Source organism: Amycolatopsis echigonensis (genome assembly GCF_014174495.1).
GTDB lineage: Bacteria > Actinomycetota > Actinomycetes > Mycobacteriales > Pseudonocardiaceae > Amycolatopsis > Amycolatopsis echigonensis.
Genome location: NZ_JACJHR010000060.1, coordinates 12774 through 30113 on the forward strand (window position 1 = coordinate 12774; position 17340 = coordinate 30113).

A 17340-nucleotide genomic window follows, 5' to 3' on the forward strand; every position below is an offset into this window, starting at 1 on the left:
GTCAAACCTCCTCGGACGAGCGACCGGACAGTTCTTCGACGACCTTCAGCAGCGCGGAGTGGTCCAGCGAGCCGTAGCCCATCGCCCGCCCGGCCGCGACCAGCTGCGCGACCAGGCCGGTCAGCGGCAGCGCCACGTCGGACTGCCGGGCCGCGGCCAGCGCGATGCCCATGTCCTTGTGGTGCAGGTCGATCCGGAAGCCCGGCTCGAACTGCCGCGCGACCATCGACTTCCGCTTCAGTTCCAGGATCCGGCTGCCGGCGAGACCGCCCGCCAGCACGTCGAGCCCGGTGCCCGCGTCCACTCCGGACGCTTCCAGCAGCACGATCGCCTCGGCGACCAGCGCGTACGTCCCGCCGACCACCAGCTGGTTGGCCGCCTTCACGACCTGGCCCGCGCCGTGCGGCCCGACGTGCACCACGGTCTTGCCGAGCGTGTCGAAAACCGGCTTCGCCGCGGCGAAATCGGCCTCGTCGCCACCGACCATAATGGACAGAGCGGCCTGCTCGGCTCCGGCTTGGCCGCCGGACACCGGAGCGTCCAGCACGCGGATTCCCTTGGCCGCACCGGCTTTCGCGACCTCGATCGACGTCTCCGGCCGGATGGTGCTCATGTCGGCCAGCAGCGTGCCGGGCGCGATCGTGTCCAGCACGCCGCCCGGGGCGAGCACGACCTGCTCGACCTGCGGGTGGTTCGGCAGCATGGTGATGACGACCTCGGCCCCGGACACCGCGTCGGCGACGTCCTTCGCCGCGCGTCCGCCGGCGGCCTCCAGTTTGGCCAGCGCGTCGGCGTTGAGGTCGAACCCGCTCACCTCGTGTCCGGCGGCGGCCAGGTGCGCGGCCATCGGCGTGCCCATCACGCCCAGTCCGATGAACCCGATCCTGCTCATCAGTTTCCCCTTCGCTCGTACGGCAGCCAGGCCAGCGAGTCCACAGTGGATCCGTCCGGTTTGTACTCGATGCCCACTTCTCCGGCGTAGCCGGCCGCCTGCAGTTTTTCCAGATGTCCTTCGAGATCCAGCTCCCCCGTGCCCGGCTGGTGCCGGCCCGGCGCGTCGGCGATCTGCACGTGCCCGGTGCGCGGGGTGTAGCGGGCGATCACGGTGTCGAGGTCGTCGCCGTTGACCGCCAGGTGGTAGAGGTCCGCGAGCAGCCGGACGTTGTCCAGGCCCAGCTCGTCGAGCACCGCGACCGCGTCGGCCGCGGTCTTCAGCGGGTACGCCGGGGTGCCGGACAGCGGTTCGAGCACCAGCTGCGCGCCGATGCCGTCGGCCGCCTTCGCCGCGGTCGCGAGGTGCGTGCGGGCCAGATCGTCCTGTTCGGACGGTGCGATCCCGTCGATCCGGTTGCCGTACAGCGCGTTGAAGCTGCGGCAGCCGAGCCGTTCGGCAAGCCCGAGCGCGATCGTCAGGCTCGTCGCGAACTCCGCCTCGCGGCCGACCCACGACACGAGCCCGCGCTCGCCCGCGGCCATGTCGCCCGCGTAGAAGTTCAGCCCGGTCAGCTGGACGCCCGCCTGCTCGATCGACCGCGCGAACCGGTCGACCTCCTCCCCGGACGGGTCGGCGCCGTCGAACGGCCACCAGTACTCCACCCGCGTGAAGCCCGCTGCCCGAGCGGCCTGCGCGCGCTCGAGCAGCGGGAGTTCCGTGAACAGGATCGACAGGTTGGCGGTGTAGGGCAGCGAGTGCCGCTCCCCGGCGGGACCGGTCATGAGTACCTCGGCTCCTCACATCTCGATCAGCTAATTTCGCTTTGTGGAAGTTTTCTTCCGTAGTTCGAGAATAGCTGGACGCGGAGGCTCCGGTCAACGGGAAGCGGGCAGGTTTCCTCGCGGCAGGAGGGCAGCAAGATCCATCGCGGCTTCGCCTGCCTCGAATGCCGCGGCCTGGACACGCCCTGCCCGACAGTCGCGCGGCGAGGCGTGAATCTAATTTGGACTGTCCACAGTGTTGTGCTCCACAGTGGACGATTGCGTGCTTTTCGTTTCAGCCGAACGGAATCGCCGTCGCCGTGCGATTGAGCAACGAGATCGCGGCGTGCACGTGCCGCAAGGCGGGAGCATCGACGCCGGTGAGCTCCGCGACTTCCACGACCGCACCGATGATCGCGTCGATCTCCAGCGGTTTGCCCGCTTCCAAGTCCTGCAGCATGGACGTCTTGTGGTGCCCGACGCGCCACGCGCCGTCGATCCGCTTCTCGACCGAGACCTGCGGGTCCGCGCCCGCGGCACGGGCGATCGCGAGGGTTTCGGCCATCATCGTCGCGACGAGCGCGCGCGTTTCGTCGTGCTCGCACATCTGCGCCATGGTCGCCCGGGTGAGCGCGGAAAGCGGGTTGAACGCGACGTTGCCCATCAGCTTGACCCAGATGTCGTCGCGCAGCCGCGGCTCGACCGGCGCCTTGAGCCCGCCCGCGACCATCGCGTCGGCGAGGTTCCGGCAGCGGACGGAGATTTCCCCGGACGGTTCGCCGAGGGAAAACCGCGTGCCCTCGAGATGCCGGATGACGCCCGGCTCCTCGATGACGGTCGAGCAGTAGACGACACAGCCGATCGCCCGCTCGACGGCGAGCACCCGACTGGTCGCCCCGCCCGGATCGACCGCTTCGACGCGGTGCCCGGCCAGCGGATGACCGGTCAGCCCGTGGAAGTACCACCACGGAATGCCGTTCTGCGCCGCGACGAGCGCGGTGTTCTCCCGCAGCAGCGGCTCGAGAAGGGCACCACAGTCCGGGTAGGAATGCGCTTTGAGGCCAAGGAAAACGTAGTCGACCGGCCCGACCTCGCGCGGATCAGACGTCACATGCGGACGCGCGGTGAAGTCGCCGCGAGGGCTCCGGACACGCACCCCGTCCGCCGCCATCGCGGCGAGATGCGCACCGCGGGCGATGAGGTGGACCTCGGTGCCGCCGCGATGGAGGGCCGCGCCGACGTACGCGCCGATCGCTCCTGCGCCCAGAACCGCCACCCGCATGGTTGCCTCCCGGTCGGGATCCTGCCGATGTTAGATTGCATACAGTATCCCGTTTGGTGACTGCGAAGCTAGGCTCTGGTCATCGGAAGCGGCGATGACGAACTGCGGTGTCGGCCAGGTTGGCCCGCCCGTCTCGGCCAGGTCAGCCCGCGGCTAGGCAGCTGGCGATGACGGTGCCGGAGGGGTCTCGTGCGTGGCGACGCGGGAACGAACGCCCCATGCCGACCGCAGTCACGGCCCCGGCACTGGCTGGAGTTCCTCGCCGCGCGGCACCGCGTACCGAGCCGTGGCCGAGGTCAGACCTCGCGCACCGACTCCGCGACGAACCCGGTCAGCACCAGCCGCGCGGTGCATCGGGTCTGTCCGGAGGCCGTCGAAACCGTCCGGCGCACCGCTACCTCGTACCGCCGTCCGCCCGCATTCACCAGCACGTTTCGGGTGTCGCCCAGGGATTCCTCCGCCACGGCCAGCACCGCGTCGAGGCCACGCAAGCCTGTACGTCCGCGGATCTCGATCTCGGCGAACTGCGACCACGCGCTCTCCGCCGAGGTGCGGCCGCGCAGGTTCTCCAGCCGGACGTTGCCGCTGAGTGCTTCCTTCGCGGCCAGTTCGGCGTCGGGCACCGCGAGGCTGCCGTGGAGACAGCCGTCGGGCACGGTCAGGAGGTTGCCTGCCCACCGGTCCCCGCCGACGTGGCTGACTTCCCACACCCGCCCGGGATGGTTTTGCGCCAGGCTGGTCGCCAGCGGACGGCCGAAAACCGCGCAGCACATGTCCTTGCTGCCGTGGGTGCACACGAGAAAGAGCGGGCCGGACACCGGTTCGCCGTGCCCGCGGCGTCCGGCGGCGACGGCTTCGAGGTCGAGATGAGCGAGTTCGGCCAGGTCAGCGATGTCGAGCCGTTCCGTCCAGCGGTTGCCGGGCAGTCCGCTGGCGACATACACCGTGCGCGGTGCACCGGGCGCCCGCACGTGGCGACCCGGCTTCCGGATCAGCAACGGACGCAGGCCGGCGGCACGCGCCGCGTCGAGACGTTCGGGGGAAAACACGCTGGCCAGCACGTCTTCGAGCGCGTCCGGGCCCCACGAACCCGGCTGCTCGACCAGCAACCAGGACGTCATGCGCGCGGCCGTCCCGGCGGGCTCGCCACCGAGCTCCCGCGTCAGGGCGGCGCATCCGGGCGCGGCATTCCGGCCCGGGAAGCAGATCCCCGGACCCGAGTGCGGCACGTCGCGCTTAGGCATGCCTAAGTATAGCTGACCGCGCGCGGTGCCCTTTCGCCCCGACCCGTCCCTGTCGCGCTACGTCACTCGATCGGGCGCTGGTCGCCGGGCCCTCGGCTCAACCCAGGCCGACGCCGTCGACGATCAGCACGCCCAGAAACGCGCGCATCGTCCAAGGATGCCCGGCGAAGACCTCACGCAGGCCCGGACTGCGGGGCGAGCCCAAAGAGCTGCCCGCGCCATCGCTGGGACCCCGACGTCAAGCCCATAGCCACAAGACCCCGCAGCACCAGCAACCCAAGTCAAGCCAGAGCCACTACGCCCTGCGCCACCAACTGACGCAAGAGCGCTCGGACACGCCCGGCGAGGCCTCAAGTCAAGCCCGAGCCACCAGCCCCTGCACCACCAGCTCACGCAAGAGCGCCCGCACTGTCTCCGGAGGCACCCCAGGCGCCGCGTCGACCAGCACCTTGAACGGCTGCGGGCCGCATCCGAGCAGCGCGGCGAGCACCGGTCGCGCCGCTTCGGCGAAGACCAGCCGCTTCCCCGCCCCGACCAGGGCTACCGTGCCCTCGTCGTCGACCAGCGCGGCGCGCGGGACGAGCAACCGGACCTCGAAATCGTCGTCCGGCGGCAGCAGGTCCGCGGTCGCCGCCCACGGCAGGCCGATGCGGGTCTGGGCCGGAGCCTGGGCGTCGCGGTCGGCGAGGAACCGGTCGACCACGTCGCCCGCGGCTACCTCAGCGAGTCGACGGCGGAGCGCTCCGGCCCGCTCGGCCCGCGCCTCCGGACCCGCGAACCGCGGCAGATCGGCACGGAACAGTTCGTCGGACCGCAGCTGGTCGGCCAGCCACGCGACAAGGTCCACGCCGGTGGCGGCGTTGAACCCGATCGTCAGGTGCAGCGACTCCTCGCCGACGGCGGACACGTCGTGCCAGTGTCCGCGCGGCAGATAGAGGACGTCGCCGTCTTCCAGCAGGAAGTCGTCGTGCGGCTCGCCTTCCGGGCGTTCCGGCAGTTCGACGTCCCGCTGCAGCGGCGCACGCCGGGTGACCCCGTGCAAGCGCCACCGCTTCCGCCCGGAAAGCTGGATGATGAACGCGTCGTGGTCGTCCCAGTGCACGTCGAAGCCGTGCGTAGTGCCCCAGCCCGCGTACAGGTTGACCTGGATCCGCTCGCGAAGGTCATGTTCGAGTTGGGTCGCCAGCTCGCCGACTTCGCCGACCAGTTCGTTGACCGAGTCGAGCACGAGCGTCGCGCCGGAGCGCAGGTGTTCGGCGAACGGAGCCGGCAGCACGCGCGGGACCAGGCCGTTGCGGCGGGTCGACACCATTTCGGTGTAGGTGTGCGCGGGGACGACGTCGCCGTCGAGCGCGAGCCGCAGCCGCGGGAACTCCAGCCGGTGCTGGCGCAGCACGCGGTCCAGCTCCGGCCACGGGAGCAGCGACGCGAACCGCCCCTTCTCCCCCGGGAACCGCCGCGGCTCCTTGCCGAGGACCTCGGTGAAGAACTGGCCGGCCTCGAGCGGTGCCACGAGGCCGGCCAGTCCGGGAATCTCCGTCATGGAGCGGGACAACGGCTAGTCGTTGCCGTCGTTGTCGGCCACGGCGCCGTTGGCCTTGCCGCGGTCCACGGCGGCGGTCAGCGGTTCCACGCTCAGCAGCAGACCGCTGGCGGCCGTGTCGGTGTCGGTTGTCATGCGTTCTTGAGCCATCCGGACCTCGCAACGTCGACGACTGGGCGCGCCTCACGCTACGGGACATCGCCGGGACGGACATCGGTCATTTGAGTAATCTTCGCCGCGCCGATGATCACTCTCGGCCGAACCGGCTGTTCAGAGAGTCCACCGGTAGCCGTGGTCGAGACGGCCGCGGCAGGTCGGCGGCAGCAGCTACTCCCACCAGGCCGCCTTCGCGGCGGCTGCCGTCCGCGAACCCACCCAGTGCAACGACCCGCCACCCCACCTCCGGGGGAAGGTCGCATCCACTATCCGGAAGCCTGGGATTTTGCATACCAAAACCTGTATCCTGAAAACTGAGTTCCTCGAATCCCGCCGCTGATCCCGCCCGAGGTGCACCGTGACCGAGTCCGTTTCTCCCCTGCCCGAACGCGGGCCCACCGGCCGCCGGACGGCCAAGGGGTCGCTCGCCGGCAAGAGCGCCAACCGGGTGGAGCGGCCGGCGCCGCTGCGGCAGGTCGTGTACGACGCGCTCGCCGAGCTGATCATCAACCGCACGCTCGAGCCCGGGCAGCATCTGGTCGAAGCCGATCTGGCCGAGTACCTGGGCGTCAGCCGCCAGCCGGTGCGCGAGGCGCTGCAGCGGCTGCAGAGCGAAGGCTGGGTCGACCTCCGGCCGGCGCAGGGCGCGTTCGTGCACCTGCCCACCGACGAGGAAGCCGACCAGCTGCTCGGCGTCCGGGCGGTGCTGGAGACCCACTCCGCGCGGCTGGCCGCGGCGTGCGCAACCGACGAGGACATCAAGCGGCTCTGGGAGCTGCAGGACGTCGGCATGAAGGCCCTGGCCGCCGACGACAGCGAGCGGCTCGTCGCGGCGAACGCCGATCTGCACGCGTACATCACCGAACTGACCGGCAACGCGGTCCTGTCCGAGCTGATCGGATTGGTCGACCGCCGGGTGCGCTGGTACTACACGCCGATCGCCCGGCCTCGCGGACGCGACGCGTGGCAGGAGCACGCCGCGCTGATCGAGGCCATCGCGGCGCACAACGTCGAGAAGGCGGAGAAGATCATGGCGCAGCACACCGAACGCACGCGCCAGGCCTTCCACGAACGGCCGGACGCGCCGGAATAGAGCACAGCAGCCCGGGAGCGACGGGGCGGATGCCAGCCGTCCCGTCGCTCCCGGGCCCGCGGGGGAAACTCAGCTGCCGGCCGCCGGAGCGGTGCGGGCGATCCGCGTGCCCGCCTTTTCCGTCGAGCCGCGGCCGGAACGACCGGGCTGGCGCAGGAACAACGTCATCACCGCGGACAGCAAGGCGATGCACCCGGCCAGCACGTACGCGCCGGTGTAACCCCAGGCGGCGATCACTCCCGCCGCCAGACCACCGCCACCGACTCCGCCGACCAGTTTCGCGCTGTAGACGATGCCGTAGTTGGTCGCGTTGTGGTTCTCGCCGAAATAGTCCGGGACCAACGCGGCGAACAGCGGGTAGAACGCGCCGCTGCCGAATCCGGTCAGCACCGCGAACACCATGAACCAGAACAAACTGTGCGACTTGCCGGACCAGAGCACGCCGAATTGGGCTACGGCCGCGATCACCAGCACCCAGAACAACGTCGCCTTGCGGCCGATCCGGTCGGACGCCCAGCCGACGATTCCGCGGCCGACACCGTTCACAATGGCCAGGATTCCCGCCGACGACGCCGCCACGAAGGCGCCGAACTGGCTTTCCTTGGCGAAATCGACCTGGAAATTGATCCCGAACAGCGAGACCCCGCCGATCACCACGAGGGTGACCCACATCAGCGGCAGCATTCCGGTGCGGATCGCCTCCATCGGCGTGAACTGACGCACCGCCGGCGGGTTCTTCGACAGGCTCTTGGCTTTCCCCGCCGCGCTGCCCTTCAGCCACGCGATCGGGTCGACCTCGGCCGGCCACCAGTTCTTCGGCGGGTCCTTGAACAGGAAACCGCACAGTCCGACCACCACGAGCATGTACAGGCCGATCGCGTCGAGCGTGATCGTCACGTTCTCATGGCCGAGAAAAGCGCTGAACAGATAAATGAACGGCACCGAACCGTAGGCGAACCCGCCGTTCACGAAACCGGTGCGGGCACCGCGTTTCTCCGGATACCACTTCCCGACCATGTTGATGCACGTCGCGTACACCAGTCCGGCGCCGATTCCGCCCAGCACCGAGTACCCGATGAACGCCACCACCAGATTTCCGCTGTGCGCGATGGAGAAGTAGCCGATCCCGGAGCACGCAGCCCCGGCCAGCATCGCCGTTTTCGCCGACACGACGTTCTTCTCGCGCAGCCGCCCGGCCGGGAACGCGACCCCGGCCTGGAACACGGCCCAGATGCTGGCCAGCCAGAACGCGTCCGACAAGGACCAGCCGTATTTCTCTTCGAGCGTTCCTTCGACGGCTCCCCAGCCGTATTCGAAAACGCTCACCGCCATCATGGCCACCCACGGCAGCCAGACCATCCAGCTGCGGGACCGGCCCATCAGGTCCCGGGGGCTCTCCCCGATCCGGTACGTCCGCCCGTTTTCGTCGACGATCTCCTGGTATGTCGGTTGGGCTGCGGTCATGAGAATTCTCTTTCGTCACCGTTGACTTCGGTTCCCGTGCCGGGCTGTCTCCGTTCTTCCCCCGAGCCGGGACGCGACTCCGCGCCCCGGCGTCCCTTCCTCGCCGCACTCCGCTGACCAGCGGTTAGGTGTCGGGCAACGTACGCCTCCCTCCGGACTTGATCAAGAGAGCAGACCCGCCGAACGCGCCCAGCGGTACTTGGCGCCGAGCACCGCGACCGGCTTTTCGGTCGTGTAGGGATAAGCGACGACGCCGTGTGCGTACAGGTGCTCGCTGGCCTGCTCGACCTCGACATCTCCGGACAGCGAAGCCACCACCGGCTTGTGGACGCCTTTCCGCCGGAATTCCTCGACGACGTCCACGACCAGCTCCGCGAACACCATCGGCGGCGTGACGATCGTGTGCCAGTAACCGAGAACCAACGAGTGAATACGATCGTCGGACAGGCCGAGCGCGATGGTGTTCCGATAGGTGGACGGCGGTTCGCCGCCGGTGATGTCCACCGGGTTTCCGGCCGCGCCGAACGGCGGGATGTATTCGCGGAACGCGGCGTCGAGGTCGTCGGGGATCCGCATCAGCGTGAGCCCGTTGTCCACGCAGGCGTCCGACAGCAGCACTCCGGAACCGCCCGCACCGGTGATGATCACGACGTTTTCGCCCTTCGGCGTGGGCAGTTTCGGCACGCCTCGCGCGTATTCGAGCAGGTCGTTGAGCCCGGGCGCGCGAATGACGCCGCTTTGGCGCAGGATGTCGTCGTACACCCGGTCGTTGCCGGCCAGTGCGCCGGTGTGCGACCCGGCCGCCTTCGCGCCTTCCGACGTCCGGCCGGCTTTCAGCACCACCACCGGTTTCTTCGCCGACACCCGTTTCGCGGTCTCGGCGAACGCGCGGCCGTCCTTGAGGTCTTCCAGGTGCATGGCGACGAGTTCGGTGTTGTCGTCGTGCTCGAAGAACGTGAGGAGGTCGTCTTCGTCGATGTCGGCTTTGTTTCCGACGCCGACGATCGCGGACACGCCCATCCCGGCGGAGCGGCTGAAGCCCAGGATCGCCATCCCGATCCCGCCGCTCTGCGAGGACAGCGCGACGCCGCCTTTGACGTCGTACGGAGTGCAGAACGTGGCGGACAGATTCTCCGGCGTGTAGTAGTAGCCGTAGATATTCGGCCCGAGGATCCGCACGCCGTGCTTGCGCGCGATGGCCAGGACTTCGTTCTGCAGCTCGATGTTTCCGATCTCTCCGAAGCCGGACGGGATCAGGATCGCCCCGGCGACGCCCTTCTCGCCCGCCTCTTCCAGCGCTGCCGGCACGAACTTCGCCGGGATCGCGAAGACAGCCACGTCCACGTCGCCGGGCACGTCCTTGATGCTCGGATACGCCTTGCGGTCGAGGATTTCCGCGGCTTTCGGGTTGATCGGATAGATCTCGCCCGCGTAGCCGCCGTTGACGAGGTTCTTCATCACCGAATTGCCGATCTTGCCGTCCTCGGCGGACGCGCCGATCACCGCGACCGCGGCCGGTTTCATGATCCGGTTCATCGCGGCCAGGATCTCGTCCTGGCCGAACCGCACCGGTTCCGCAGCCGCCGCCGGATCGACGAGGATCCGCACGTCCACCGCGGTCGCCCCGTTTCCGGTGGCGAGCACCGGGTTGAGGTCGACCTCGGCCAGCTGCGGAAAGTCGGTGACCAGGCGCGACAACCGGTGCACGATCCCGGCCAGCGCGGGCTTGTCCACCGCCTCGCTTCCGCGCACTCCATTGAGGATTTCCGCCGCGGCGATACCGTCCACCATGGACCGGGCCTCGTCGGTACTGGTGGGGGCCAGCCGGAACGTGACGTCCTTCAGCACCTCGACCAGAACGCCGCCGAGTCCGAACGCGACAATCTTGCCGAAGCTCGGATCGGTGACCGCGCCGATGATCACCTCCTGCCCGCTGGTCAGCATCTGCTGCACCTGCACGCCGGTGATCCGCGCCGATGCGTCGTAAGCCTTGGCGTTAGCCAGAATCGTGGCGTAACCGTCAGCGACTTCCTGTTCGCTGCCGAGGCCGACGAGTACGCCGCCGGCTTCGGTTTTGTGCAGGATGTCCGGCGACACGATCTTCAGCACCACCGGCAGGCCTAGTTCCCGGGCCTGCGCCACCGCTTCCTCCGCGGAGGAAGCGAGCCGTTCCTGCGGCGTCGGAATACCGTATGCCTCGCAGACCGCACGACCTTCCGGTGCGGTCAACGCGGAACGGCCTTCTTCGGCTGCTCGCGCCAGGATTGCTTGGACCGCCGTGCGGTCAGTTTCCGTGGCCATCCTCAGATCACGCCCGCCGTGCGCAGCTGCTCGACGTCCGCCGCGCTGTAGCCGAGTTCGCCGAGCACCTCGTCGTTGTGTTCGCCGAGCAACGGAGAACGCTCGACGTCCACCGGAGAATCCGACAGCTTCAACGGGCAGCCGACGGTTTTGAACGCTCCACGCTCCGGATGCGGCACTTCGACCACCGTCCCCAGCTCGGCCAGCGTCTCGTCCTCGATCAGCTCCTTGGTGGACAGAATCGGTCCACAAGGGATGTTGCGGGCATTGAGCAGCTCCATGACCTCCCATTTGGCGCGCTGCTCGGTCCACTCCTCGACCATCGCGAACACCTTGTCCAGTTTGGACAGCCGGGCCTCCGGGGTCGCCCAGTCCGGATCGGCGGCCAGTTCCGGCCGTCCGATCAGCTCGGTCAGCGGAGCCCAGCCGACCGGCTGGACGATGACGTAGATGTAGTCGTTCGGCCCGCCCGGCGCGCAGCGCACCGCCCAGCCCGGCTGGCCGCCGCCGGACGCGTTGCCCGACCGCGGCACCTCGTCGCCGAACCGCTCGTTGGGGTACTCCCCCAGCGGCCCGTGCGCCAGCCGCTGCTGGTCGCGCAGCTTGACCCGGCACAGGTTGAGCACCGCGTCCTGCATCGCGACCTGCACCCGCTGGCCGCGCCCGGTGCTCGTGCGCTGGTACAACGCCGCGAGAATCGCCGCGACGAGGTGGATGCCGGTGCCCGAGTCGCCGATCTGCGCCCCGGTGGCGGTCGGCGGGCCCTGTTCGAAGCCGGTCGTGCTCATCGACCCGCCCATCGCCTGCGCGATCACCTCGTAGGCCTTGAAATTCGCGTACCGGCCGGGCCCGAATCCCTTGATGGACGCGTAGATCAGGCGTTCGTTGATCTCGTGGAGCCGCTCCCAGGGGAACCCGAAGCGGTCCACCACGCCGGGCCCGAAGTTCTCCACCAGGACGTCCACTGAGGACACCAGCTTGGTGAAGACTTCCTTGCCCTGCTCGCTTTTCATGTTGAGCGTGATGCTGCGCTTGTTGGCGTTCAGCATCGTGAAGTACAGGCTGTCCACTCCGGGCAGATCGCGCAGCTGACCCCGGGTGATGTCGCCGCGGCCGGGGGTTTCGAGCTTCACGACGTCCGCGCCGAGCCAGGCGAGGATCTGGGTCGACGACGGTCCGGATTGGACGTGAGTCATGTCGAGGACGCGGACGCCCTCCAGTGCCTTTCCCATCTTCGGCTCCTCCCGACTACTTGTACATCGTCTGGTTCATGGTTCCGGGGGCGTAGGCGTCCGGGTCGACCCAGACGTTGATCAGCGACGGCTTGCCGGATTCCCGCGCGCGGCGCAGCGCCGGGGCGATGTCCGCCGGGTCGCGGACCTCCTCGCCGTAGCCGCCGAGCATCCGGGCGAACTGGTCGTAGGGCACGTCGCCGAGGGTGTTGCCGACACGCTCGCGGGCCAGGCCGTACTTCTGCGCCTGTCCGTAGCGGATCTGATTCATCGACGAGTTGTTGCCGACGATCCCGACGAACGGCAGGTCGAACCGGACGAGGGTCTCGAAATCCCATCCGGTAAGCGAAAACGCCCCGTCGCCGAAGAGTGCGACGACTTCCTGGTCCGGACGCGCGTGCTTCGCGGCCATCACGAACGGAATGCCGACCCCGAGTGTCCCGAGTGGACCGGGATCCATCCAGTGCCCCGGTGCTTTCGGCTGCACGACCTGGCCGGAGAACGTGACGATGTCGCCGCCGTCGCCGATGTAGATCGAATCCTCGGTCAGGAACTCGTTGATCTCGTGCACCAGCCGGTACGGATGGATCGGGTTCGCGTCGGAATGCTGCTGTGGCAACCGCTTCTGCTTGGCTTTCTCCTCGACCGCGCGCAATTCCTCGAGCCACGGCTTGCGCCCGACCGCCCCGTTGTCCACCCGGCCCGAGGCGGCTTCCGCGACCGCGGCGAGGATCTGTCCCGCGTCGCCGACAAGGCCGAGGTCGATGTCGCGGTTCTTGCCGACGGTGCGGTAGTCGAGGTCGATCTGCACCACCTTCGCGTCCGCGGAAAGCCGTTTGCCGTAACCCATCCGGAAGTCGAACGGCGTGCCGACGATGACGATCACGTCCGCGTTGTCGAACGCGTAACGACGGGAAAGCTGGAAGTGGTGCGGATCGCCCGGCGGCAGAGTTCCCCGGCCGGCGCCGTTCATGTACGCCGGGATGTTCAGCGTGCGCACGAGGTCCGTCGCGGGCTCGGTGGCGCGGGTCGTCCAGACCTGGCTGCCGAGCAGAATGGCCGGTTTCCTGGCGTGCACCAGGAGATCCGCGAGCTTTTCGACGTCGGCCGGATCGCCCGCGTTCCGCGTGGAGGCACGATAGCGGCCGGACTGCGGGACGCGCGCGTTGTCCCACGGCACCCGCGCGTCGAGAACGTCGCGGGGAATCTCCAAAAAGGACGGTCCGGGCGCGCCCGCGAAAGCTTCCCGGAACGCCATCGACACGAGGTCAGCCGCCCGCGCGGTGTGCGGGACGGTGGCCGCGAACTTGGTGATCGGGGTCATCATGTCCACGTGCGGGAGGTCCTGCAACGAGCCCATTTTGTGCTGGCTCAACGCGCCTTGGCCGCCGATCAGCAGCATCGGGCTCTCGGCGCGCAACGCGTTCGCGACGCCGGTGACCGCGTCGGTGGTGCCCGGTCCCGCCGTGACGACCGCGCAGCCGGGACGGCCGGTGATCCGCGCGTACCCGTCGGCCGCGTGCGCCGCGACCTGTTCGTGGCGCACGTCGATGACGCTGATGCCCTCGTCGACGCAGCCGTCGTAGATGTCGATGATGTGGCCGCCGCAGAGGGTGAAGACGGTGTCCACACCCTCCGCTTTCAGGGCCTTCGCGACCAGGTGGCCGCCGGAGATCGTGTCCGCTGACTCCGTCGTCGCGGGCGGGCGCTGGCCCGCGGGTCCGCTGTTCTCGCCGGCCTGGTTCCCGGTCTGCCCGCGGGCGTTCGCGCCGGTGTGCTGGCCTGCTTGCCGGCCGGTCGTGGTGGGCGACATGCGCAACTCCTCCTGTCCCGCGCCGGACCTCTCTGACCCGCGCGCTCGTCCCGGTCTGCTCGTGCCTCTCCGCGGCCCGCCGGATCTGTCGCCGCAGGTCAGCGGCTCGTCGCCGGAAGACTGTAGATTGCATACCGTATGAGGTAGGCATTAGACTTACTCTTCGAGCCGCCCGCTGTCCAGGGGCATCCGCAGGTTTGTCCGACTGGCCGACAGCCGCGCCGGACGTGTCCGGGACCTCAAACGGTGCGGCTGCGGGAGTCCGGCTGGAGCGTGTCCGCGGGCGGATCCAGCCGCGTGGAATCCCCACCGCCGTGTTCGAGCCCCGACTCCACCGCCCCAGCCGGGCCCGCCGACCGAGAAGCACAGGGCAACCGGTCCGCGGAAACCACCGAGATGACCGACCCGAAGATCCGAAGAAAAGATCCGAAGACCCGCTCCCCTGCCTCCGCTAGGAAGGAATTCCGATGGACCTCTTGGAACACCAAGCGCGCGACCTCTTCGCCGCGCACGGCGTGCCGGTTCCCCGCGGCCACGTCGCCGCGACGCCTGACGAAGCAAGAGCGGCGGCCGTCGACCTTGGCGGCGCGGTGGTGGTCAAGGCGCAAGTCAAGACTGGCGGCCGGGGCAAGGCGGGCGGGGTGAAACTCGCGGCCGGGCCGGACGACGCGGCGCGGATCGCGGACGAGATCCTCGGCATGGACCTCAAAGGGCACCGCGTGCATCGCGTCCTCGTGACCGAGGCGAGCGACATCGCCGACGAGTACTACGTCTCCTATCTCCTCGACCGCGCCGACCGGACCTTCCTCGCCATGGCGTCGGCAGCGGGCGGGATGGACATCGAGGAGGTCGCCGCGACGCGGCCGGAGGCGCTGGTCAAGGTGCCGATCGACCTCCGCGTCGGGGTCGATTTGGTGCGGGCGCGCAGGATCGCGGCGGCGGCGCGGCTTCCAGTCGAAGCGGCGGGCGTGCTGGTCCGGTTGTGGGACGTGTTCACCGCCGAGGACGCCACGTTGGTCGAGGTCAATCCGCTCGCCCGCACGCGCGGCGGGGAAATCGTCGCGCTCGACGGGAAGGTCACGCTGGACGACAACGCCGCGTTCCGGCATCCCGGGCACCGGGCGTTCGCGGAGGCGGACACCGGCGATCCGCTCGAGCAGCAGGCGGCCGAGCAGGGGCTCAATTACGTGAAGCTGGACGGCGACATCGGCGTGATCGGCAACGGGGCCGGGCTGGTGATGTCCACTCTGGATGTAGTGGCTGCCGCCGCGCAGGACGCGGGAGCGGTCGGGCCGGCGAATTTTCTCGACATCGGCGGCGGGGCGTCCGCCGAAATCATGTCGGCCGGGCTGGGGGTGATTCTCGGGGATCCGGCGGTGCGCAGCGTGTTCGTGAACGTCTTCGGCGGCATCACCGCGTGCGACGCGGTGGCGGACGGCATCGTGAAGGCGCTGGCGCTGCTGGGAGACCGGGCGGCGAAACCGTTGGTGGTCCGGCTCGACGGGAACAACGTCGCGGAAGGAAGGCGGATCCTCGACGAGGCAGCGCATCCGCTGGTCACGGTGGTCGCGACGATGGACGACGCCGCGCGCGAGGCGGCCAAGCTCGCGGCCGGGACGGAGGGCTGACCGATGGCGATCTTCCTGGACGGAACCAGCCGGGTCCTCGTTTCGGGCATCACCGGCGCGGAGGGCAGCAAGCACACCCGGCGGATGCTGGCCGCGGGCACGAATGTCGTGGGCGGGGTGAATCCGCGCAAGGCCGGGCACACTGTTTCCTTCGACGGGCACGAGCTGCCGGTCTTCGGCGGCGTCGCCGAGGCGATGGCGGAGACCGGTGCGGACGTAGTGGTCTTGTTCGTGCCGCCGCCGTTCGTGAAGGACGCGGTGCTCGAGGCGGTCGACGCGGGCATCGGGCTCGCGGTGGTGATCACCGAGGGCGTCCCGGTGCACGATTCCGCCGCGTTCTGGGCGCACGCGCGCGACAGCCGCTCCCGGATCATCGGCCCGAACTGTCCCGGTCTCATCTCCCCCGGGCTGGCGAACGCGGGGATCATTCCCGCCGACATCACCGGTCCGGGACGGATCGGGCTGGTGTCCAAATCCGGCACGCTCACCTACCAGCTCATGCACGAGCTCCGCGACATCGGCTTCTCCAGCTGCATCGGCATCGGCGGCGACCCGGTGATCGGCACCACGCACATCGACGCGGTGGAGGCATTCGAGAAGGACCCGGACACCGACGTGATCGTGCTGATCGGCGAGATCGGCGGCGACGCGGAGGAGCGCGCGGCGGCGTATGTGCGGGAGAACGTGCGGAAGCCGGTGGTCGGGTACGTCGCGGGATTCACCGCTCCGGAAGGCAAAACGATGGGACACGCGGGAGCGATCGTGTCCGGGTCGTCCGGGACCGCGGCCGCCAAGAAGGAGGCGCTCGAGGCGGCCGGGATCCGGGTGGGCCGAACCCCGAGCGAAACGGCGCGGCTCGTTCGCGAGGTTCTCGCCGGAACCAGCTGACGCCCCGCAAGCCGGTACCGGCGTAGTGCTCCAGCCAGAGTGGTTCGAATCCCAGGAGGGCCGATGGACCTGCGGCAGCTGGAAACTGTCGTGGCGGTGGCCGAGGAAGGCGGGTTCACGGCTGCCGCGCGTCGGCTGCACACGGTGCAGTCGACTGTGTCCACTGTGGTCCGTGCGCTCGAACGGGACCTCGGCACCGAACTGTTCGAACGCACCACCCACCGGGTCGCGCTGACGCCTGCGGGAAAGGCGTTCCTCCCGGCCGCGCGAGCCGCTCTGGAGGCGGCCAGTCACGCTCGGGCGACGGTCGACCGGGCGCGCTGGCAGGTGACCGGGGAGGTCCGGATCGGGGTCATGCCCGGGGCGTGGCCGGAACCGCACCGGGCGCTGAGCGCGTTGCGCCGCGACCATCCTGGCGTGCGAGTGCTGGTGCGGACCGCGCCGCCGCATCAGCTGCGCGAGGCAGTCGTGACGTCCACTGTGGACATTGTGGTGGCGGTCGCCGGCTGCGCCCCGGGCGAGGGATTGGTGAGCCGTCCGGTCCGGAGGGAGGAGATGGTGCTGGTCACCGCGGCGGGCGACGGAGCGGCGGACCGGCCGGTGTCGGCCGTCGAAGCCGCCGGCGCGGCGGTGGTCGATTTCGCGCCGGGCTGGGCGATCCGGGAGGCCACCGACCGGACGTTCCAGTCGGCTCGCGTGCGCCGGACCGTCGTGCACGAGGTCACCGACGCGTCCGCCGCGGCGGAACTGGTCCGGCACGATCTCGGCGGGTGCGTGCTGCCGGTGTCCGTCGCCGCGCAGTTCCCCGACCTGACCGGCCGCCGGTTCGCCCGCGGCGGCCCGACGTGGCACATCACGGCGACCCACCCGAACGACCCGCGTCCGGCGGTGGCTGCGGTGTTGCGGCACCTGACCTGAACCGAAACCGGCGAAAGGGCCCGGGCACGGCGGCAGTGCCGGAGACCACGCCCGAGCGGGTCGGCTCTTACCGTTTTCTCACC

General features: G+C 69.4%; 13 protein-coding genes. 4 read left to right on the top strand and 9 right to left on the bottom strand.

Annotated features, from left to right (window positions below; translation table 11 throughout):
• Position 1 precedes the first annotated feature (1 nt).
• The 5 genes from H5411_RS32185 to H5411_RS32205 all read right to left on the bottom strand — a co-directional run bounded on the left by H5411_RS32185 (position 2) and on the right by H5411_RS32205 (position 5764).
• Entirely contained in the window at positions 2–892 is an 891-nt protein-coding gene (locus H5411_RS32185; protein ID WP_101440164.1) for a 2-hydroxy-3-oxopropionate reductase, read from the bottom strand.
• On the bottom strand, positions 892–1716 hold the full coding sequence (locus H5411_RS32190) for a hydroxypyruvate isomerase family protein (protein ID WP_101440165.1): 825 nt from the start codon (positions 1714–1716) through the stop codon (positions 892–894). Before H5411_RS32190 ends, H5411_RS32185 begins: the two co-directional genes overlap by 1 nt.
• Before the next feature lie 274 nt (positions 1717–1990).
• Positions 1991–2977: a 2-dehydropantoate 2-reductase gene (locus tag H5411_RS32195; RefSeq protein WP_101440166.1), complete on the bottom strand. Its 987-nt coding sequence runs from the start codon at positions 2975–2977 to the stop codon at positions 1991–1993.
• 296 nt (positions 2978–3273) lie between these two features.
• Positions 3274–4221, bottom strand: a complete 948-nt coding sequence (locus H5411_RS32200; RefSeq protein WP_167442087.1) for a sucrase ferredoxin — start codon at positions 4219–4221, stop codon at positions 3274–3276.
• 355 nt (positions 4222–4576) lie between these two features.
• Entirely contained in the window at positions 4577–5764 is a 1188-nt protein-coding gene (locus tag H5411_RS32205) for a cupin domain-containing protein (RefSeq protein ID WP_101440167.1), read from the bottom strand.
• Positions 5765–6278: 514 nt separating this feature from the next.
• Here H5411_RS32205 and H5411_RS32210 point away from each other — a divergent pair.
• On the top strand, positions 6279–7013 hold the full coding sequence (locus tag H5411_RS32210) for a GntR family transcriptional regulator (protein ID WP_101440168.1): 735 nt from the start codon (positions 6279–6281) through the stop codon (positions 7011–7013).
• Positions 7014–7082: 69 nt separating this feature from the next.
• On the opposite strand, the gene H5411_RS32215 is transcribed toward H5411_RS32210, so the two are convergent.
• The 4 genes from H5411_RS32215 to H5411_RS32230 form a co-directional block, all read right to left on the bottom strand.
• Complete coding sequence (locus H5411_RS32215; RefSeq protein WP_101440169.1) at positions 7083–8477, bottom strand: OFA family MFS transporter; 1395 nt, start codon at positions 8475–8477, stop codon at positions 7083–7085.
• A gap of 162 nt (positions 8478–8639) precedes the next feature.
• The gene (locus tag H5411_RS32220; protein WP_183125995.1) at positions 8640–10778 is read right to left on the bottom strand and encodes an acetate--CoA ligase family protein; all 2139 of its coding nucleotides are present in this window, start codon (positions 10776–10778) and stop codon (positions 8640–8642) included.
• A 2-nt stretch (positions 10779–10780) separates the two neighbouring features.
• Positions 10781–12010: a formyl-CoA transferase gene (frc, locus tag H5411_RS32225; protein ID WP_183125996.1), complete on the bottom strand. Its 1230-nt coding sequence runs from the start codon at positions 12008–12010 to the stop codon at positions 10781–10783.
• A 16-nt stretch (positions 12011–12026) separates the two neighbouring features.
• A complete protein-coding gene (locus H5411_RS32230) occupies positions 12027–13823 on the bottom strand; it encodes a thiamine pyrophosphate-binding protein (protein WP_220817784.1) in 1797 nt (598 codons plus the stop codon).
• A 467-nt stretch (positions 13824–14290) separates the two neighbouring features.
• On the opposite strand from H5411_RS32230, the gene sucC reads away from it, so the two are divergent.
• From sucC to H5411_RS32245, 3 genes are all read left to right on the top strand, one after another.
• The gene (gene sucC, locus H5411_RS32235) at positions 14291–15451 is read left to right on the top strand and encodes an ADP-forming succinate--CoA ligase subunit beta (protein WP_183125997.1); all 1161 of its coding nucleotides are present in this window, start codon (positions 14291–14293) and stop codon (positions 15449–15451) included.
• Positions 15452–15454: 3 nt separating this feature from the next.
• On the top strand, positions 15455–16339 hold the full coding sequence (gene sucD, locus H5411_RS32240; protein ID WP_183125998.1) for a succinate--CoA ligase subunit alpha: 885 nt from the start codon (positions 15455–15457) through the stop codon (positions 16337–16339).
• Between the two features lie 63 nt (positions 16340–16402).
• Positions 16403–17257, top strand: a complete 855-nt coding sequence (locus H5411_RS32245; RefSeq protein WP_183125999.1) for a LysR family transcriptional regulator — start codon at positions 16403–16405, stop codon at positions 17255–17257.
• The last annotated feature ends 83 nt before the right edge of the window (positions 17258–17340 follow it).